General features: G+C 68.3%; 15 protein-coding genes. 4 read left to right on the top strand and 11 right to left on the bottom strand.

The features are described from left to right. The first annotated feature begins 1 nt into the window (after window position 1). From BLR21_RS35085 to BLR21_RS35075, 3 genes are all read left to right on the top strand, one after another. Window positions 2–742, top strand: a complete 741-nt coding sequence (locus tag BLR21_RS35085) for an enoyl-CoA hydratase (RefSeq protein ID WP_090013216.1) — start codon at window positions 2–4, stop codon at window positions 740–742. A gap of 211 nt (window positions 743–953) precedes the next feature. Continuing rightward, complete coding sequence (locus tag BLR21_RS35080; RefSeq protein WP_051770287.1) at window positions 954–2,792, top strand: 2-oxoacid:acceptor oxidoreductase subunit alpha; 1,839 nt, start codon at window positions 954–956, stop codon at window positions 2,790–2,792. Further along, entirely contained in the window at window positions 2,789–3,838 is a 1,050-nt protein-coding gene (locus BLR21_RS35075) for a 2-oxoacid:ferredoxin oxidoreductase subunit beta (protein WP_090013214.1), read from the top strand. Before BLR21_RS35080 ends, BLR21_RS35075 begins: the two co-directional genes overlap by 4 nt. Window positions 3,839–3,906: 68 nt before the next feature. Here the strand turns inward: BLR21_RS35075 and BLR21_RS35070 are convergent, their stop codons facing one another. After that, window positions 3,907–5,976 carry a sunset domain-containing protein gene (locus BLR21_RS35070; RefSeq protein WP_090013212.1) on the bottom strand — a complete coding sequence of 690 codons (2,070 nt, stop codon included), beginning with the start codon at window positions 5,974–5,976 and terminating at the stop codon, window positions 3,907–3,909. Window positions 5,977–6,119: 143 nt separating this feature from the next. Here BLR21_RS35070 and rarD point away from each other — a divergent pair, with 143 nt between their 5' ends. After that, a complete protein-coding gene (rarD, locus tag BLR21_RS35065) occupies window positions 6,120–7,043 on the top strand; it encodes an EamA family transporter RarD (RefSeq protein WP_090013210.1) in 924 nt (307 codons plus the stop codon). Here the strand turns inward: rarD and BLR21_RS35060 are convergent, their stop codons facing one another. Genes BLR21_RS35060 through nuoF form a run of 10 tightly spaced genes read right to left on the bottom strand, consistent with a single transcriptional unit; the run spans window position 7,044 to window position 19,871 of the window. Further along, window positions 7,044–8,009 (bottom strand): polyprenyl synthetase family protein, encoded by a 966-nt coding sequence (locus BLR21_RS35060; protein WP_245815953.1) that lies wholly within the window; start codon window positions 8,007–8,009, stop codon window positions 7,044–7,046. A 55-nt stretch (window positions 8,010–8,064) separates the two neighbouring features. Next, window positions 8,065–9,636 carry an NADH-quinone oxidoreductase subunit NuoN gene (gene nuoN, locus BLR21_RS35055; protein ID WP_090013208.1) on the bottom strand — a complete coding sequence of 524 codons (1,572 nt, stop codon included), beginning with the start codon at window positions 9,634–9,636 and terminating at the stop codon, window positions 8,065–8,067. 1 nt (window position 9,637) lies between these two features. Then, window positions 9,638–11,206, bottom strand: a complete 1,569-nt coding sequence (locus tag BLR21_RS35050) for an NADH-quinone oxidoreductase subunit M (RefSeq protein WP_090013206.1) — start codon at window positions 11,204–11,206, stop codon at window positions 9,638–9,640. Beyond that, window positions 11,203–13,140: an NADH-quinone oxidoreductase subunit L gene (nuoL, locus tag BLR21_RS35045; protein WP_090013204.1), complete on the bottom strand. Its 1,938-nt coding sequence runs from the start codon at window positions 13,138–13,140 to the stop codon at window positions 11,203–11,205. The genes BLR21_RS35050 and nuoL overlap by 4 nt, the downstream gene beginning before the upstream one ends. Before the next feature lie 10 nt (window positions 13,141–13,150). Next, window positions 13,151–13,450, bottom strand: a complete 300-nt coding sequence (gene nuoK, locus BLR21_RS35040) for an NADH-quinone oxidoreductase subunit NuoK (protein WP_030473209.1) — start codon at window positions 13,448–13,450, stop codon at window positions 13,151–13,153. After that, complete coding sequence (locus BLR21_RS35035) at window positions 13,447–14,295, bottom strand: NADH-quinone oxidoreductase subunit J (protein ID WP_256335136.1); 849 nt, start codon at window positions 14,293–14,295, stop codon at window positions 13,447–13,449. Before BLR21_RS35035 ends, nuoK begins: the two co-directional genes overlap by 4 nt. After that, window positions 14,292–14,807, bottom strand: a complete 516-nt coding sequence (nuoI, locus tag BLR21_RS35030; RefSeq protein WP_090013201.1) for an NADH-quinone oxidoreductase subunit NuoI — start codon at window positions 14,805–14,807, stop codon at window positions 14,292–14,294. Before nuoI ends, BLR21_RS35035 begins: the two co-directional genes overlap by 4 nt. A gap of 2 nt (window positions 14,808–14,809) precedes the next feature. Next, window positions 14,810–16,105: an NADH-quinone oxidoreductase subunit NuoH gene (gene nuoH / locus BLR21_RS35025; protein WP_090013351.1), complete on the bottom strand. Its 1,296-nt coding sequence runs from the start codon at window positions 16,103–16,105 to the stop codon at window positions 14,810–14,812. Window positions 16,106–16,128: 23 nt separating this feature from the next. Next, window positions 16,129–18,594, bottom strand: a complete 2,466-nt coding sequence (locus BLR21_RS35020) for an NADH-quinone oxidoreductase subunit G (RefSeq protein WP_090013198.1) — start codon at window positions 18,592–18,594, stop codon at window positions 16,129–16,131. Next, window positions 18,591–19,871, bottom strand: a complete 1,281-nt coding sequence (gene nuoF, locus BLR21_RS35015) for an NADH-quinone oxidoreductase subunit NuoF (RefSeq protein ID WP_090013196.1) — start codon at window positions 19,869–19,871, stop codon at window positions 18,591–18,593. The genes BLR21_RS35020 and nuoF overlap by 4 nt, the downstream gene beginning before the upstream one ends. Between the last annotated feature and the right edge of the window lie 2 nt (window positions 19,872–19,873).

Here is a 19,873-nt window from a genome sequence, read left to right as displayed (position 1 = left end):
CATGGCTGAGGTTCTGCTGGAGCACCACGATTCCGTCGCCGTGATCACCATCAACGATCCGGAGCGGCGCAACGCACTGACCATCGACCTGTCGCAGGAGCTCGCGGACAAGGTCGGGGAAGCGGAACGGGTGGCCAACGCGCTGGTCATCACGGGTGCGCCGCCCGCGTTCTGCGCCGGCGCGGACCTCACCCAGCTCGGCAACTCCAAGGACGAGGGCCTCAAGAAGATCTACCAGGGCTTCCTCGCGGTGGCCAACGCCACCATCCCGACGATCGCCGCGGTCAACGGTGCGGCGGTCGGTGCCGGGCTCAACCTCGCGCTCGCGGCGGACGTCCGGATCGCCGGGCCCAAGGCGCGGTTCGACGCGCGGTTCCTGCAGCTCGGCATCCATCCCGGCGGCGGCATGACGTGGATGTTGCAGCGGATCACCAGCCCTCAGACCGCCACGGCGATGACGTTGTTCGGGCAGATCCTGGACGCCGACCAGGCCGTCGCGCACGGACTCGCCTACGCCAGGGCCGAAGACCCACTGGCGGTGGCCAAAGAGCTGGCGAGGGCCTCTGCCGAGGCGCCGGCGGAACTCGTCCGGACGATCAAGGCGACGATGCGGGCGACCGATGCAATGCACGACCACGCGGAAGCGGTCGAACTCGAGCTGATCCCACAGGTCGCTTCGATCGACACTCCAGAGTTCGCTGCGAGGCTTGCCGCGATGAAGGCTCGGATCAGCGGACGGTAAGTGTTACCTTGGGTAACAGGTATCGAGGGTGACGTCTGCCGCATTCGGGTATCCGCTGGTAGTGGTGTGCTTACCGTTGCGTTAAGGACCCGTTGCGGCAGATGGGACAGTTCGTCTCGCCTGGTGGTACACGGCCCGTCTCGCAGGCGGTCCTGGCGACTACCCTCGTGGTGGGGCACGGCCACCCTTGGAGAGAGGTATCGGCGTAGGAATGAGCACTGAGACCCGCAAGCTGGATCGCGTTGTGATCCGCTTCGCCGGCGACTCCGGTGATGGCATGCAGCTCACCGGAGACCGGTTCACGTCGGAAGCGGCGGCGTTCGGCAACGACCTCGCCACGCAGCCCAACTTCCCCGCCGAGATCCGCGCACCACAGGGGACCCTGCCCGGTGTGTCGTCGTTCCAGCTGCACTTCGCCGACTACGACATCCTGACGCCCGGTGACCGTCCCGACGTTCTCGTCGCGATGAACCCCGCCGCGCTCAAGGCGAACGTCGTCGACCTGCCGGACGGCGGCATCCTCATCGTCAACACCGACGAGTTCTCGAAGCGGAACCTGACGAAGGTCGGGTACGACTCGAACCCGCTCGAGGACGACTCGCTGGAGAGGTTCCAGGTCCACAAGGTCGCCATGGCGACGCTGACCATCGGCGCCCTCGAAGAGACCGGCCTCGGCAAGAAGGACGCCGAACGCGCGAAGAACATGTTCGCGCTCGGCCTGCTGTCGTGGATGTACCACCGGCCGACCGAGGGCACGGAACGGTTCCTGCGCGAGAAGTTCGCGAAGAAACCGGACATCGCCGAGGCCAACGTCCTGGCGTTCCGCGCCGGCTTCTACTACGGCGAGACGACCGAGGCCTTCGCCGTCACCTACGAGGTGGCGCCCGCGAAGCTCAACGTCGGCACCTACCGCCAGATCACCGGCAACACGGCGACGGCGTACGGCATCGTCGCGGCGGCCCAGCTCTCGAAGCTGCCCGTCGTGCTCGGCACGTACCCGATCACGCCGGCTTCGGACATCCTGCACGAGCTGAGCAAGCACAAGAACTTCGACATCACCACGGTGCAGGCCGAGGACGAGATCGCGGGCATCGGCATCGCCCTCGGCGCGTCCTACGGCGGCGCGATCGGCGTGACGTCGACGTCCGGCCCCGGTATCGCGCTGAAGTCCGAGACCATCGGTCTCGGCGTGATGACCGAACTGCCGCTGCTCGTGATCGACGTGCAGCGCGGTGGCCCGTCCACCGGTCTGCCGACGAAGACCGAGCAGGCCGACCTGCTGCAGGCGATGTTCGGCCGCAACGGCGAGTCTCCGGTGCCGATCGTGGCGCCGCAGTCCCCCTCGGACTGCTTCGACGCCGTGGTCGACGCGACCAGGATCGCGCTGAAGTACCGCACCCCGGTGCTGTTCCTGAGCGACGGCGCGATCGCGAACGGCTCCGAGCCGTGGATGATCCCGGACGTCGAGACGCTGCCCGACCTGACGGTCGAGTTCGCGACGGACCCGGAGAACTTCCAGCCGTACTCCCGTGACCCGGAGACGCTGGCACGTCCGTGGGCCGTGCCCGGCACCCCTGGTCTGCAGCACCGCATCGGCGGTCTGGAGAAGCAGGACATCACCGGCAACATCTCGTACGACCCGGAGAACCACGACAAGATGGTTCGCCTGCGCCAGGCCAAGATCGACGGCATCGAGGTACCGGACGTCGTGGTCGACGACCCGGACGGCAACGCGAAGGTCCTGGTCGTGGGCTGGGGTTCGTCCTACGGCCCGATCGGCGCGGCGGCACGCCGGGTTCGCAAGCTCGGCCTCCCGGTCGCGCACGCGCACCTGCGGCACCTCAACCCGTTCCCCAAGAACCTGGGCGACGTGCTGAAGTCGTACGAGAAGGTCATCGTGCCGGAAATGAACCTGGGACAGCTGGCGTTGCTGTTGAGGGCGAAGTACCTGGTGGACGCCGTGTCGTACACCAAGGTGCAGGGCCTTCCCTTCAAGGCGGAGGAGCTGCAGGACGTGCTCGCTGACGTGATCAAGGGGGTGTCGGCGTGACCGCTATCGACATCGGACTCCCCGGCCTGACCGGGGTTCCCACCACCGACGAGAAGCAGACGGCCAGGGACTACAAGTCGGACCAGGAGGTCCGCTGGTGCCCCGGTTGTGGCGACTACATCGTGCTCAACACCATGCAGTCGTTCCTGCCGTCGCTGGGTCTCAAGCGCGAGAACATCGTGTTCGTCTCGGGCATCGGGTGCTCGTCCCGCTTCCCGTACTACATGAACACGTACGGCATGCACTCCATCCACGGCCGTGCGCCGGCCATCGCCACGGGTCTCGCCGTGGCGCGGCCGGACCTGAGCGTGTGGGTGGTGACCGGTGACGGCGACGCGCTGTCCATCGGCGGCAACCACCTGATCCACACGTTGCGCCGCAACGTGAACCTCAAGATCCTGCTGTTCAACAACAGGATCTACGGCCTGACCAAGGGCCAGTACTCGCCGACCTCGGAACCGGGCAAGGTCACCAAGTCGACGCCGATCGGCTCGGTCGACCACCCGTTCAACCCGGTGTCGCTGGCACTGGGCGCGGAGGCGTCGTTCGTGGGCCGGGCGCTCGACTCGGACAAGGCCGGTCTCACCTCGGTGCTGCGCCAGGCGGCGGAACACCGCGGCTCGGCGCTCGTGGAGATCTACCAGAACTGCCCCATCTTCAACGACGGCGCGTTCGACGTGCTGAAGGACGCGGACGAGGCACAGCGGCGGATCATCCACGTCGTCGACGGCGAGCCGATCCGGTTCGGTCGTGAGGGCGAGTACTGCGTGATCCGCGAGGGCTTCGGGCTCGCGGTCGCCAAGTCCGCGGACGTGGACGCGAGCGACATCGTCGTGCACGACGCGTCAGACCTGAACCTGTCGTTCGCGCTCTCGCGGCTGTCGACTCAGGACCTCACGCACACCGTCACGGGCGTGTTCCGCCGTGCGGACCGCGCGACGTACGACGACGGAGTGCGCGCGCAGGTCGACGATGCCAAGGCAGCCAAGGCCGCAGACCTGAGCAAGCTGTTGCACGGCAAGGACACCTGGACCGTGGTCGGCTGACCCCGGAACCGCCGAGAGGCCCCCACCGAACGCGGTGGGGGCCTCTTTGGCATCTGTGGTGCGAGCGCTCAGGGGGCCGGGCGGAACCCGGCCTTCTCCGCGTCGGCCTCGGTGCGGAACCACACGTCCGCACGGGTGTCGCCGAAGTTCACCGAACCCTCGCTGTAGTAACGACGGCCGGTGAGCGTGGCCTTCACCGAGAAGTCCGCGGCCGGCGCGTGGCCGTCCGACCTCGGCAGGACCGAGCCGGGACCGAACGGCGAGCGCGGGTTGAAGCCCTCCGGCTGCTGGAACCGCGCCGGCGCGGAGCCCGCGGGCGTTCCGTTCGGGCGGCCGCCGGTGGACGGCGAGAAGCCGACCGGACGCGGGCGCTGCGGGAGCGACGGCGCGGGCGGGGCTTCCTGCTTCGGCTGCTCGAACGCCGAGAACGCGGGGAAGCTCTGCTGGCGCTGCGGCGTGGTGCGCCGGGCCTCGCGGATCGGCAGGCCCGCCTCGGTGTGGCGCTGCGGCAGGTCGACGGGCTCGGGCTCCGGCTCGGGCGGGGCGGCGAGCAGCGGCTCGTCGCTCGGCACGAACGTCGGCACGAACGGCTGGTCGTCGGTCGTGTCCGGCAGCGTTCGGGTCTGGCCGAGCGCCGGCAACGGCTCGTCGGCGTCGAGCAGCGGCTCGAACAGCGAACGCGGGTGGTCGGCGACCGGGGCAGGGGCTGCCGGAGCGGCGGGGGCCTCGGTTCCGTGGGAGAACGCGGCACCGACGGCACGGACCGAACGCTCCTGGGGCTCCTCGGACTCCACCCGCGGCTCGAACGCCGAGAACGGCGCGGGCGGCGGGGCACCGGGTGACATGAACGGCTGCTGGGAGAACGACCCGGTGTACTCGGGCTCGACGAACTCCTCGAAGACCCGCTCGGGCTCCTCGTGCGCAGGCTCCTGCTCAGGCTCGGTGTACGGCTCCTGCTCCTCGGCCAGCGTCGACTCGAAGACACCGTTGCGCACGCTCGGCGCGTCCAGGTCGATCGGCTCGATCAGCCCGGTCTGCTCGGCCGGGGACTCCGGCTCCACCTCGGACTGCGGTTCGGTGAACCCGTCCAGCTGACCGGAGATCTCGTCGCGCAGGCCGGGGTACTCGCCGGTGAGGTCGTTGTCCGGCCAGCTGCTCTCCTCGACGGCGATGAACGACGTCTGCTCGGAGCGGGTGCCGGCGGGCTCGTCCTCCTGCTCGGCGGCCTCGTCGAGGTACGTCTCCGGTTCGTCCTGCGACCAGACCTCGCGGGGCTGGTAGATGAAGTCGTCGGCCTGCTCGTCGACCTCCGGCCCCGCGGTCGGCACGCGGGCCGGCGCACCGGGCTCGGCGACCGGCTCGACCGTGGGCACGTACGACGTCTGCTCGGCCGGGAGCTCGGGTTCCTCGTCGAAGTCCGCGGCCTCGAGCCCGGACTGCGACAGGACCGTCGTCTGCTCGGCCGGGGTCTCGGGAGGGACCTCCCCCGGTGCGAGTCGCTCGAACAGCGAACGCGGGCGATCGTCCTCGGCGTCGGCCAGTGCCTTCTGCTCGGCCAGCTGCTCCTCGAAGCGGCGCTGCGACTCGTCGGGCTCGAGGTACTGGCGGACCTGTGCGGCCGACTCCTCCTCGGGCTCGGGCTGGGCCTCGAAGGTGGTCGTCTCGAACGACTCCTGCTCGAACGACTCCCGTTCGAACGGCTCTCGCTCGTAAGGCGCCTGCTCGAACGGCTCCCGCTCGTACGGGGCCTGCTCGTACGGGGCCTGCTCGTGAGGCGCCTGCTCGGGCTCCTCGACGACCGGAGGCGCCGGGTCGGGAGCCTGCACGGGCTCACCGAAGTAGGCGGGCGGCTCCTGGTACGGCGCGGGAGCGGGAGGCAGCGCCGGCACGGCCGTGGACGGCGTCAGCACCTCGTCGCTCAGCGAGCGCGGCGGCGGCGCGTCCCACTCGTCGACCACGAAGTCGTCGACGGGAACGGGCGCCGCGACCGGCGAGGCGCTCCGGCGCGCGTCAAGAAGTTGATCATCCAGGTCGGCAATCTGCTTACGTGCGGGGCGCACCATCACCAACCAGGTGAGCAGTACTCCCGCAACGAAGGACAGCAGGCTCCACAGCCAGACCTGCCCGAAGATGTTCACGGGTAAGCCCCTTCTACGACCACACCGACCCAGCTCACTCGGAAGGGTGAGCACGGCCAAACTACAGTGCCTTTGATGATGCTCCGTCACTACGCCGTTCAGCGCAAATAACGGGTGGAAAGCCCAGCGTAGAGTGGGATTTTGTGCCCCCTCTGACAACCTCGGCCATCACTTCGCCAGAAGTTCACACCCAGGGGCGAGGGCTCACGTACGGCGCACTCGCCTACGTCCTCTGGGGCTTGTTCCCGGCGTACTGGCCACTCCTCGTACCCGCCCAGCCGGTCGAGGTGCTCGCACACCGGATCGTCTGGTCGTTCGTCACGCTCGCCATCGTCGTCATGATCCTCCGACGGTGGCGGCCTTTCCTCGAACTATCAGGAAAAGGCTGGCTGATCGTTACCGCAGCGGCCGTGTTGATCACGGTGAACTGGGGCACCTACATCTACGCGGTCAACAGCCACCACGTCGTGGAAGCGGCGCTCGGCTACTTCATCACGCCACTGGTGAGCGTGGCGCTCGGAATGATCTTCCTGAAGGAACGCGTGCGGTTGCCGCAGACCGTAGCGATCGCTGTGGTGATCGTCGCTGTGATCGTGCTCACCGTCGACTACGGCAGGCTGCCGGTCATCTCGCTGGTCCTGGCCTGTTCGTTCGGCGTCTACGGGCTGCTGAAGAAGAAGGTGCCGCTGGACGCCATCACGAGCCTCACCGCGGAGAGCATCGTGATCGTCCCGTTCGCGTTGATCTACCTGCTCGTCCTGGGCAGCGCGAACACCTTCACCACCGAAGGCACCGGCCACACCCTGCTGATCCTGAGCACCGGCATCGTCACGGCGATCCCGCTGGTGCTGTTCGGCGCGGGCGCGCAACGGATTCCGCTGATCACGATGGGCATGCTGCAGTACCTCGCACCGGTCCTGCAGTTCGCATGGGGCGTCTTCGTCGTGCACGAACCGATGCCGCCCAGCAGGTGGATCGGCTTCGCGCTGGTGTGGCTGGCCCTGGCGATCTTCACGTTCGACGCGCTGAAGAACCGGCGCAAGCAGGCGCTCGCGCCGGTCAGCTGACTATCGGGAGCGCTCCACCACGTAGGTGGCGAGCTCTTCGAGAGCGTCCCGTGCGGCGCACGGAGGCAGCTTGCCCAGCTCCGTGCGGGCGCGGTCCGCGTAGTCGTCGAGGGTCTCGCGGGCCTTGTCCATGCCGGAGGACTTGCGCAGCAGGACCAGGGCCTCGTCCACCAGCTCGTCGTCCGTGATCGGACCCGCCAGCAGCTCGGCCAGGCGTGTCTCGGACGGATCCGCCAGCGCGTAGAGCATCGGCAGCGTCTTCACGCCCTCGCGCAGGTCGGTGCCGGGGGTCTTGCCCGACTCGACGGACGGCGACGCGATGTCGATCACGTCGTCGGAGATCTGGAACGCCGCCCCGATCACCTCGGCGTAGCGGCGCAGCGCGTCCGTCTGCTCCTCGGTCGCGTCGGAGAACATGCCGCCGAACCTGGCCGCGGTGGCGATCAGGACGCCCGTCTTCTCCTCGATCACCTTGAGGTAGTGGGAGATCGGGTCCTCGCCGGGCTTCGGGCCGACGGTCTCGCGCATCTGACCGGTCACCAGGACCGAGAACGTCTCCGCGATGATCCGCGCCGCGTCCGTGCCCAGATCGGCGGTCAGGCGGGATGCGTGGGCGAAGAGGAAGTCGCCGGTCAGGATCGCGATGCTGTTGTCCCACTTGACGTTCGCGGAGACCGCTCCGCGCCGCATGGTCGCCTCGTCCATGACGTCGTCGTGGTAGAGCGTCGCGAGGTGGGTGAGCTCGACCACAGCGGCCGCCTTGATGACCTTTTCCCGGTCCCAGTCGGCGCCGAACTGCGATGCGAGCAGTGTGAAGAGCGGGCGGATGCGCTTCCCGCCCGCCTCCACAAGGTGAAGCGAGGTTTCCGTGACCGGGTGGAACTCGCTCTGCACGACGTCGTGCAGGATGCGCTCCACCTCGGCCAGGCCGTCCTGGACTACCACGGTGAGCACGGGGTCCACCAACGCGAACCCCGGTCCCTCATGCTCGCTACTGGTCACACCAGCAGAGTACGTACACCTAGCTGAGGAAGGAGCCGGTACCCGCCCAATCGAGCACGAACGTGGGCCACAAACCGAGCACCAAGGTCACCACCGCACCCAACGTGATCGCGATCGTGGTGAACGCGCCGGGCACCGTCACGGTCGGGCCGTCCGGAGCCGGGTCGCTGAAGTACATCAGCACGATCACCCGCAGGTAGAAGAACGCCGCGACGGCCGAGGCCACCAGGGCGATCACCACGAGCGGCATCAGGCCGGCCTCGATCGCCGCGCTGAACACGACGAACTTGCCGATGAAGCCGGACGTCAGCGGAATGCCGGCCAGTGCCAGCAACAGGAACGTGAAGGTGGCCGCCACGATCGGCGACCGCTTCGCGAGACCCGCCCACTGCGACAGGTGCGTCGCCTCGCCGTCCGAGTTGCGGACCAGCGACACGACGCCGAACGCGGCGATCGTGGTGAAGCCGTACGCCAGCAGGTAGAACATCGTCGCGCTCACACCCGTGCCGTCCGGCACCAACGCGATCGAGCCGATCAGCAGGAAGCCCGCGTGCGCCACCGAGGAGTACGCGATCATGCGCTTCACGTCGGTCTGGGTGAGGCCGAGGATCGCGCCGATCACCATCGAGACGACCGCGACGCCGTAGAGCACGCCACGCCATTCCCACTGCGTGTTCTCGAACGCCACCGTGAGCACGCGCAGGATGCCGCCGAACGCGGCGACCTTGGTGCACGCGGCCATGAACGCCGTGATCGGCGTCGGCGCGCCCTGGTACACGTCCGGGGTCCAGGAGTGGAACGGGCCGACGGCGGCCTTGAACAGCAGGCCCACCACCAGCAGGCCGAAGCCCGCGAACAGCAGCGTGTCGGAACGGTCCGTGCCGCCGGCGGCGGTCGCGATGGCCGAGAGCTTCACCGAACCCGCGTAGCCGTAGAGCAGAGCCACGCCGTAGAGGAAGAACGCGGACGCGAAAGCACCGAGCAGGAAGTACTTCACGGCCGCTTCCTGCGAGAGCAGGCGACGGCGGCGAGCCAGGCCGCACAGCAGGTACAGCGGCAGCGACAGGACTTCCAGCGCGATGAACATCGTCAGCAGGTCGTTCGAGGCGACGAACGTCATCATGCCGCCGAGCGCGAACAGCGTGAGCGGGAAGACCTCGGTCTGCATGCCGGTCTTCGTCGCCTGCGCGCGGTCCTGCACGGTGCCGGGACGGATCGCGGCCTGGGCCACGAACGCGCCACCCGGCTCCACCGAGCGGTCGGCGATCAACAGCACCGAGCCGAAGCCCAGCACCAGCAACGTGGCCCACAGGAACAGTGCCGGCGAGTCGACCGCGATCGCTCCCGCCAGCGTCGCCACGCCCTGCTCGGGACGCTCCGACGTCGCGTAGAGGATCAGCGAGCCGACCGCACCGACCAGGGTCACGAGCGTGAGCACGAGCTGCACGGCCCACCGCTGGTGCTTGGGCAGCAACGCTTCCAGCAGCACGCTGATGCACGCTGCACCGAGCACGATCAGCAGCGGCGCGATGGCGCCGTAATCGATCTCCGGCGCCTCGATCTGTTGCGCCTGAGCGACGAGAAGGTTCACGTCACTTGCCTTCCTGCACGGTGACCGGGTCGGTCACGCCGACCTCGGTCAGCGTCGCCCCCACAGTCGGGGTGATGACGTCGAGCACCGGCTGCGGGTAGAACCCGAGTGCCAGCACGATGACAACGAGCGGTGCCAGCACGGCGATCTCGCGCTTCGAGAGGTCGCCGATGGCCGTCTTCTTCTCAGGGTCGCCGACGGCTCCCGGACCGGCGGCCGCACCGATCAGCGCGTCGCCACGCAGCGGCCCGGTCATGATCCGCTGGTAGAGCCACAGCACGTAGAGCGCCGCGAGCACCATGCCGACCGTCGCGATGATCGTGAAGACCGGCTGCGTCGGGTACGAGCCGATCAGCACCAGGAACTCCGAGACGAACGAGTTCGTGCCCGGCAGCGACAGCGTGGTCAGACCCGCCAGCAGCAGCATGCCCGAGAGCAGCGGCGCCACCTTCGACATGCCGCCGTAGTCGGAGATCAGCGACGAACCACCGCGCGCGATCACCATGCCGATCACGAGGATCAGCATGCCGGTCGAGATCGAGTGGTTGAGCATGTACGACACCGAGCCCACGCCTGCCTGCGACGTGAACGAGAAGATGCCGAGCGCGATGAAGCCGAAGTGGGCGATCGACACGTAGGCCAGGAACCGCTTCATGTCCCGCTGGCCAGTGGCGAGCAGCGATCCATAAAGGACACCGGCCACCGCGAGCACGAGCACGAACGGCGCCAGGTTCTTGGACGCCTCCGGGAACATCGGCAGCAGGTAGCGCAGCATGCCGAACGTGCCGACCTTGTCCAGGATGCCGACGACGATCACCGTGACGCCGATGGGCGCCTCGGCCGCGGCGTCGGGCAGCCAGGTGTGGAACGGCACGAGCGGCGCCTTGATCGCGAACGCCAGGAAGAAGCCGAGGAACAACCAGGTCTGCGTAGTCGTGTCGGCGTCGCGGACCACGGTCACCAGGGTCGCCCAGTCGAACGTGCCCTTGCCCAGCTCGTCCGACGCCATCGCGTACGCGCCGATGGCGGAGGCCAGCATGATCAGGCCGCCGAGGAACGAGTAGAGGAAGAACTTGACCGCCGCGTACTGCCTGCGCGCGCCGCCGTAGCCGCCGATCAGGAAGTACATCGGGATCAGCATGACTTCGAAGAGCACGTAGAACAGGAAGACGTCGGTGGCGGCGAACACCGCGACCGTCACGGCCTCCTGGATGAGGATCAGCGAGAGGTACCCGCCCTGCGAACGGCCGGCGGGCAGCTTCTCCGTCCAGCCGGCACCGATCACCAGCGGGATCAGCAGCGCGATGACCGCGATCATCACCAGCGCGATGCCGTCGATGCCGAACTGCAGCCGCACGCCGAACGCCGGGATCCAGTCCACGCCGGCGGCGAGCTGGATGCGGTCGCCGTTCGGGTCGTAGGCCGTCCACAGCAGAACTGCGAGCACGAGCTCGACGAGCGAGAAAGCCAGCGCGACGAGCTTGGCCTTCCTGTCGTCCTTGCGCAGGAACGCCACCACCAGCGCGCCGACCAGCGGCACCACCAGCAGTGCGATCAGAACCCAGGTCACGAGAACCTCACCACCAGGAGCGCCCCGAGCACGAAGATCGAGCCCAGCAGCATGGACAGTGCGTAGGAGCGGACGAACCCGGTCTGCAGCCTGCGCAACCGGCCGGAGCTACCGCCGAGCAGCGCCGCGGTCCCGTTGACCAGACCGTCGACGCCCTTCAGGTCGAGGAACACCAGCGCGCGGGTGAGCCAGGTGCCCGGCCGCGCGAAGAGGGCCTCGTTCAGTGCGTTGCCGTAGAGGTCCGCACGGGCCGCGCGCACCGGGAACGACACCCGCGCCGGCCGCTCGACCGGCTGCTTGCCGCGGCCGAAGAGCAGGAACGCGAGGCCGGCGCCGACCAGCGAGAGCGCGACCGTCAGGATCCCGACCATGCCGTGCGACAGGACGCCGTGCGACTCCTGCAGCTCACCGAGCGACGGCTCCAGCCACCCGGCCAGACGCCCGCCCGAGGAGAGGAACCAGCCACCGGCCACGGACCCGACCGCCAGGATGATCATCGGGATGGTCATCGTCAGCGGGGACTCGTGCGGCTTGTAGTCGTTGCCGTTCTCCGCCTTCAGTTCCTTCCAGCGGGGCTTGCCCAGGAAGACCAGGATCAGCAGGCGCGTCATGTAGAACGCGGTCAGCGCGGCACCGAGCAGTGCGACACCGCCGAAGACGTACCCGCGCCAGCCCTCCGCGCCGAACGCCGCCGCGATGATGGCGTCCTTCGAGAAGTAGCCCGCGAACGGCGGGATGCCGATCAGCGCGAGGTAACCGAGCGTCCAGGTGACGAAGGTGATCGGCAGGAACTTGTAGAGCCCGCCCATCCGGCGGATGTTGCCCTCGTCGTTCATGCCGTGCATGACCGAACCGGCACCGAGGAAGAGCCCGGCCTTGAAGAAGCCGTGCGTCAGCAGGTGCATGATGCCGAGCGCGTACCCGATCGGGCCGAGGCCCACCGCCAGGATCATGTAACCGATCTGCGAGACCGTCGAGTACGCCAGGACCTTCTTGAAGTCGTCGTAGGCGCAACCGATGATGCAACCGATCAGCAGCGTGACACCACCGATGATCATCACGACCAGGCGGCCGTCCGCGCTCAGGTTGTAGAGCGGGTTGGAGCGGGCGATCAGGTACACACCCGCGGTGACCATCGTCGCCGCGTGGATCAGGGCGGACACCGGGGTCGGGCCGGCCATCGCGTCCGGCAACCAGGCCTGGAGCGGGAACTGACCGGACTTGCCGCAGGCGCCCAGGAGCAGCAGCAGCGTGATCGCGAGGACCTCGGCCGAGGAGAACTCGCCGACGCGGCTGAAGACCTCGGTGTACTGCGTCGTCCCGAGCCGGTTGAACATCAGGAAGATCGCGATGGCGAGGCCCAGGTCACCGACGCGGTTCATCAGGAAGGCCTTCTTGGCCGCCGATGCCGCCTCGGGCTTGTACTGGTACCAGCCGATCAGCAGGTACGAGGCGAGACCGACGCCCTCCCAGCCGAAGTACAGGGTCACGAAGCCGTTGCCCAGCACCAGCAGGAGCATCGCGGACACGAAGAGGTTGAGGTAGGCGAAGAACTTCCGCCTGCCTTCCTCGTGCGCCATGTAGCCGACCGAGTAGATGTGGATCAGCGAGCCCACACCGGTGATCAGCAGCACGAACGTGAGCGACAGCGGGTCGATCCGCAGTCCGAACTCGACGGTCAGCGCGTTGACGTCGATCCAGTCCCACAGCTTCAGGTTCTGGACGCGGCCCTCGGGGTTCGAGACTCCGAGCGTCGAGAAGAACAGCGCGAGCGCGTAGCCGAACGACGCCAGCAGCGTGGCGCTGCCGAGCAGGTGGCCCCACTTGTCGGCGCGCCTGCCACTGACCAACAGCACCACCGCACCGAACGCGGGCAGCGCGAGCAACAACCAGGCGAAGCTCGCGACCCCGCTGGCGACAACAGGTTCCGTCACCGGTGACCCCTCAGTACTTCAGCAGGTTCGAGTCGTCGACCGAGGCCGAGCGACGCGTCCGGAAGATGGACATGATGATCGCGAGGCCGACGACGACCTCCGCCGCGGCGACGACCATCACGAAGAACGCCATCACCTGACCGTCGAGCGAGCCGTTGATCCGCGCGAACGTCACGAGGCTCAGGTTGACCGCGTTGAGCATGAGCTCGACGCACATGAAGACCACGATGGCGTTGCGGCGCACCAGAACGCCGACGGCGCCGATGCTGAACAGCAGTGCCGACAGCAGCAGGTAGTACGTGGGAGTCACGACTCACTTCCCTTGAGCGCGTGCGAGTCCGGCTGGTGCCCGGTGCCGGCCACGTCGGCGACGTCGTCCGCGAGCGTCGACCTGTCGGTCGCCTCGATGACGTCGAACAGCGACTCCTCCGACACGCTGCCGTCGGGCAGCAGAGCGGGGGTGGCCACCGAGTTGGCGGTGGCGAAGACGCCGGGGCCGGGCAGCGAGCCGACGCGGCTGCCGTCCTGGAAGCGCTCCTCGACGAGTTCCTTCTGCGTCTTCTTGGCGGGCTTCCCGTCGCGGCCGACGAAGGCCAGGATCATCGCGCCGAGGGCGGCGGTGATCAACAGGGCCGACGTGAGCTCGAACGCGAACAGGTACTCCGTGAAGAGCTTCGTGCCGAGGTTGACGACGTTGCCGCCGTTGGTCGTGTTCGCCTCCGCCAGACCGCGGGGCTCGACCGACGTCAGCGCGCGGGCGACGGAGCCGACCATCAGGACGGCGAACCCGATGCCGAGCAACGCGGCCGCGAGTCGCTGGCCGCGGATGACCTCGACGACCGAGTCCGAACTGTCGCGGCCGACCATCATCAGCACGAACAGGAACAGCATCATGATCGCGCCGGTGTAGACGATGATCTGAACGAAGCCGAGGAACGGCGCCTGCTGGACCATGTACAGCACACCGAGGCTGAGCATCGTCACGACGAGCCACAGCGCGGAGTGCACCGCGTTGCGCGCGAAGAGCATGCCGAGCGCACCGGCCAGCGCGAGCGGACCGAGCACCCAGAACGCGATCGTCTCGCCGGTGGTGACGGTGTCGACCACGCGCTGCACGGGCTCCGGCTGCTGCGCGATGAACGTAAGGAGGTTCACTGCTGAGCCTCCTTCGCCAGGCGCGGCCCGTTCACGTAGTAGTCCTGCTCGGTCTCGCCGAGCCGCATCGGGTGCGGCGGCTGCTCCATGCCGGGCAGCAGCGGGGCGAGCAGGTCCTCCTTGGTGAAGATCAGGTCCTGGCGGTTGTCGTCGGCGAGCTCGTACTCGTTCGTCATCGTGAGCGAACGGGTCGGGCAGGCCTCGATGCACAGGCCGCAGCCGATGCAGCGCAGGTAGTTGATCTGGTAGTCGGCACCGAAGCGCTCACCGGGCGAGAAGCGCGCCTCGTCGGTGTTGTCGCCACCCTCGACGAAGATCGCGTCCGCCGGGCAGGCCCACGCGCACAGCTCGCAGCCGACGCACTTCTCCAGGCCGTCCGGATGCCGGTTCAGCTGGTGACGGCCGTGGAACCGCGGCGCGGTCACCTTCTTGACCTCGGGGTACTCCTCCGTCACCACCTTCTTGAACATGGTGCCGAAGGTGACGCCGAAGCCTTTCAGGGACTCGAACATCCCTACTCAGCCTCCTTACCGGTGGTGACGGCTGCCTTGTCCGCGGGGATGTTGGCGACCTTGACCTTGCGTTTGGGCGCGGCCTTGGGAACGACGAGGTCGAGCGGCGGCACGGGGAAGCCGGAGCCCGCGAGCGGAACGCCCTTGGTGTCCTGGACCTTCTTGTCCGGCAGCAGGAACGAGACCAGCAGCACGAGGCCGACGACCACTCCGAGCGCGATGAGCCGCTGCGCCGTGGAGAGCTGCTGGATCGCACCGGTGCGGATGACCGCGACGGCCATGATCCAGACGAGGCTGGTCGGGACCAGCACCTTCCAGCCCAGCTTCATGAACTGGTCGTAGCGCAGGCGGGGAAGCGTGCCGCGCAGCCAGATGAAGAGGAACAGGAAGCCCAGCGTCTTGCCGATGAACCAGAGCAGGCCCCACCAGCCGGTGTTCATGAACTCACCGCTCCACGGGGCGTGGTAGCCGCCGAGGAAGAGCGTGGTGGCCATCGCCGAGAGGGTGACCATGTTGACGTACTCGGCGAGGAAGAACAGCGCGAACTTCAGCGAGCTGTACTCCGTGTGGAAACCACCGACCAGTTCCGACTCGGCCTCGGGGAGGTCGAACGGCGCGCGGTTGGTCTCACCGACCATCGACACCACGAAGATGACGAAGCTCGGGAACAGCAGGATGCCGAACCAGCCCGGCAGCACGCCGAGCACGGTGGTCGCCTGCGCTCCCACGATGTCGCCGGTCGACAGCGAGCCGGTGAACATGATCACCGCGACGACCGACAGGCCCAGCGCGATCTCGTAGGAGATCACCTGCGCTGCCGCGCGCAGTGAGCTCAGCAGCGGGTACGGCGAGCCCGAGGCCCAGCCGGACAGCACGATGCCGTAGACGCCGATCGAGGAGCAGGCCAGCACCACGAGCACGCCGACCGGGAGGTCGACGAGCTGCAGCGCGGTCTGCTCGCCGAACAGGCTGACCTCGCCCGCGAGCGGGATCACCGAGAACGCGAGGAACGCGGGGATGCAGGAGATCACCGGGGCGAGGAAGAACACCCACTTGTCCGCGAGGACCGGGCGGATGTCCTCCTTGAAAGCGAGCTTCAGGCCGTCCGCGAGCGACTGCAGCCAGCCGTTCGGGCCGACCCGGTTGGGGCCGGGACGCTGCTGCATCCGCGCGACGACCTTGCGCTCCCAGTTGATCATGAACAGGGTCATGACCACGAGGAACGCGAAGATCGCGACGACCTTGACCAGGATCAGCCAGAACGGGTCGTCCGCGAGGAGCTTGGCGGTCTCGCCGATCTCCGCCGCGTAGAGGTGCTGGGTCATGACTTCACCCCAAAGGAAGTTCCTCCGCTGACGGAGACGATCGAGCCGTGGCCCGCGCCGAGAGTGGCCCGGACGGTCACGTCACCCGAGTTGGTGGGCAGCCAGATGACGCCCTCGGGCAGGTCGTCGGTCTCGACCGGGAGCGTGATCGCGCCTCGGTCGGTGGAGACCGTCACGTAGCCGCCGGTCTCCAGCCCGAACTGCTGCGCGGTGGCCTCGGCGACCTTCGCGACGACCGGGCGGGCCGTACCGGCGAGGTGCGGCTCGTCCACCTGCAGCGAGCCGTTGCCGATCAGGCGGTGCCACGTGGCGAGCACGGCCTTGCCGGGACCGGCCGGGGTCTGCAGCGGCGCGGCGACGTTGAGCGAGGAACCGCTCGGCGTGCCCTCGCCCAGCCGGGCCAGGTCGGCGGCCGAGGCGGCGGGCGTCTGCGTGAACAGGTCCGCGTCCATCTCCACCGCGAGGGTGTCGAGCACGCGGCAGTCCGGCAGGGCGCTGGTGCCGTCGAGGGTCGTGCCGAACTCGCGGCGGCGGCCCTCCCAGTTGAGGTAGCTGCCGGCCTTCTCGACCGCCGGGGCGATCGGGAGCACGACGTCCGCGTGCGCGGTGACCGCGCTCGGCCGCAGCTCCAGGCTCACGATGAAACCGGCCCCTGCCAACGCCTTCTCCGCGAGTCGCGGGTCCGGCAGGTCGAACGGGTCGACGCCGCCGACCAGCAGGCCGGACAGCTCGCCGTTCGCGGCGGCTTCGAGGATGCCCGTGGTGTCACGGCCGGGCGTCGCGGGCAGCGAACCCTCCTCGACGCCCCAGGTCCGCTCGACCTCGGTGCGCGCCACGGCGTTCGCGACGTGACGACCGCCGGGCAGCAGGTTCGGCGTGGCACCGACCGCGAGCGCGCCGCGCTCACCGGCACGGCGGGGAATCCACGCGACCTGAGCGCCCGTGCGCTCGGCCAGGCGGGCCACCGCGGTGAACGCGCCGGGGATCGCGGCGGCGCGTTCGCCGACCAGGATCACCGCACCGGGCTTGGACAGCAGCTCGACGACGTCGGAAGCGTGCTCCGGCAACGCGTTGATGGCGTTCGCCTCGGCACCGGGCACGCAGGCGAGCAGCGTGCCGAACGTCTTCTCCACGGCCGGGGTCGTGAACTGGCCGAGGTGGAAGACCTTCGTGGTGCCCTTGCGAGCGGACTTGCGCAGGCGCAGGAAGACGATCGGCGCTTCCTCCTCGGGCTCGAACGCGACCAGCAGCGCGGCCGGTGCCTTTTCGATGCCCTGGAAGGTGACGCCGTTGTCCGGGTTCGTGAACACCGTGGTGCCGGAGAGGAACTCCAGCTCCTCGGCGCTGTGCGGCCGGGCGCGGAAGTCGATGTCGTTGGTGTGCAACGCGATCCGGGCGAACTTCGAGTACGCGTAGGCGTCCTCGACGGTCAGCCGGCCACCGGTGAGGACACCGACGCCGTTCGCGTCCCGTGCCGCCGCCAGACCGGCCGCCGCGACCTGCAGCGCCTCGGTCCAGGACGACTCGCGCAGTTCGCCGCTCTCCGCGTCACGGACCATCGGCCGCTTGATGCGGTCGTCGGCGGTGGCGTAGCGGAAGGCGAACCGGCCCTTGTCGCAGATCCACTCCTCGTTGACCTGCGGGTCGTCGCCGGCGAGCTTGCGCTGCACCTTGCCGCGTCGCCAGTCGGTGCGCTCGGCGCAACCCGACGAGCAGTGCTCGCAGACGCTCGGCGTCGACACGAGGTCGAACGGCCGGGCGCGGAAGCGGTAGGCCGCGGACGTGAGAGCACCGACCGGGCAGATCTGGATGGTGTTGCCGGAGAAGTACGACTGGAACGGCTTGTCCTGCGCCACACCGATCTGCTGCTGCGAGCCGCGCTCGAGCAGTTCGATGAACGGGTCGCCGGCGATCTGCGCGGAGAACCGGGTGCAGCGCTGGCAGAGCACGCAACGTTCGCGGTCGAGCAGCACCTGCGTGGAGATGTTGATCGGCTTCGGGAACGTCCGCTTGTGCTCGTGGAAGCGGGAGTCGCTGCGGCCGTGGGCGATCGCCTGGTTCTGCAGCGGGCACTCACCGCCCTTGTCGCAGACCGGGCAGTCCAGCGGGTGGTTGATGAGCAGCAGCTCCATCACACCCTGCTGGGCCTTGTCCGCGACGGGCGACGTCAGCTGGGTCTTCACGACCATGCCGTCCGCGACCGTCATCGTGCAGGAGGCCTGCGGCTTCGGCATCGGCCGGCCGCCCATCTCCACCTCGACGAGACACTGGCGGCAGGCGCCCGCGGGCTCCAGCAACGGGTGGTCGCAGAAACGCGGGATGACCGTGCCGAGGCGCTCGGCCGTGCGGATCAGCAACTCGCCCTTGGGCGCGACTACGGTTTCGCCATCGATGACGAGCTTGACGTGTCCTTCTGGGACAACGACTTCGGCTTCGGTGGGCTTGTCAGGCGCGATGGTCATGCGTTCGCTCCAGCCAGGACCTTGGAGTTCGTGTCGCACAACGCGAGGAACTCGTCCTTGAAGTACTTGATGCCACTGGTGATCGGGCTGACGGCACCGTCACCGAGCGCGCAGAACGAGCGGCCGAGGATGTTGTCGCAGACGTCGAGCAACGTGTCGATGTCGCTCGCCGTCCCGTTGCCGGCCACCATCCGCTGCAGGATCTGCACGAGCCAGTACGTGCCCTCGCGGCACGGCGTGCACTTGCCGCACGACTCGTGCTTGTAGAACTCCGTCCACTTCATGACGGCCCACGGCACGGACACGGTCTCGTTGAAGATCTGCAGGGCGGTGGTGCCCAGCATCGAACCGGCCTCGGCGGCGCCCTCGAAGTCCAGCGGCACGTCGAGGTGCTCGGCGGTGAACATCGGCGTGGACGAGCCACCCGGCGTCCAGAACTTCAGCGGGATGCCGTCCTTCATGCCACCGGCCATGTCGAGCAGCTGCCGGAGCGTGGTGCCCATCGGCGCCTCGTACTGGCCGGGCCGCGTCACGTGACCGGACAGCGAGAAGATCTTCGGACCGGGCGAGCGGTCGCGACCCATCTCGCGGAACCAGTCGGCGCCACCGTTGACGATGAAGGGAACCGAGGCGATGGTCTCGACGTTGTTCACCACGGTGGGCGACGCGTAGAGGCCCGAGGTCGCGGGGAACGGCGGCTTGAGCCGGGGCTGGCCGCGCTTGCCCTCCAGCGAGTCGAGCAGCGCGGTCTCCTCGCCGCAGATGTACGCGCCGGCGCCGGCGTGGATCACCACGTCGAGGTCGAACCCGCTGCCGAGGATGTCCTTGCCCAGGTAGCCCTTGGCGTACGCCTCGCGCACCGCCGCGTTGAGGCGGCGGATGCAGTGCAGGACCTCGCCGCGGACGTAGATCGCCGCGAAGTTCGCGCGGATCGCGAACGACGTGATGATCACGCCCTCGATCAGCGAGTGCGGGTCCGCCATCATCAGCGGGATGTCCTTGCAGGTGCCGGGCTCGCCCTCGTCGGCGTTGATGACGAGGTAGTGCGGCTTGCCGTCGCCCTGCGGGATGAAGCCCCACTTCATGCCGGTGGGGAACCCCGCGCCGCCGCGGCCGCGCAGTCCGGAGTCCTTGCACTGCTGGATGAGCTGGTCCGGGTGGGCCGTCAGCGCCTTGGGCAGGGCGGTGTAGCCACCGGTGCGCTCGTAGGTCTCGATGGTCCAGGACTTGGGCTCAGTCCAGCGCTTGGTGAGAACGGGAGTCAGCGGGTCAACCATGG

The organism is Lentzea albidocapillata subsp. violacea (assembly GCF_900100275.1).
Taxonomy (GTDB): domain Bacteria; phylum Actinomycetota; class Actinomycetes; order Mycobacteriales; family Pseudonocardiaceae; genus Lentzea; species Lentzea violacea.
The sequence above is the reverse complement of the archived record's forward strand: the minus strand, read 5'-3'. Positions and strand labels throughout refer to the sequence as shown.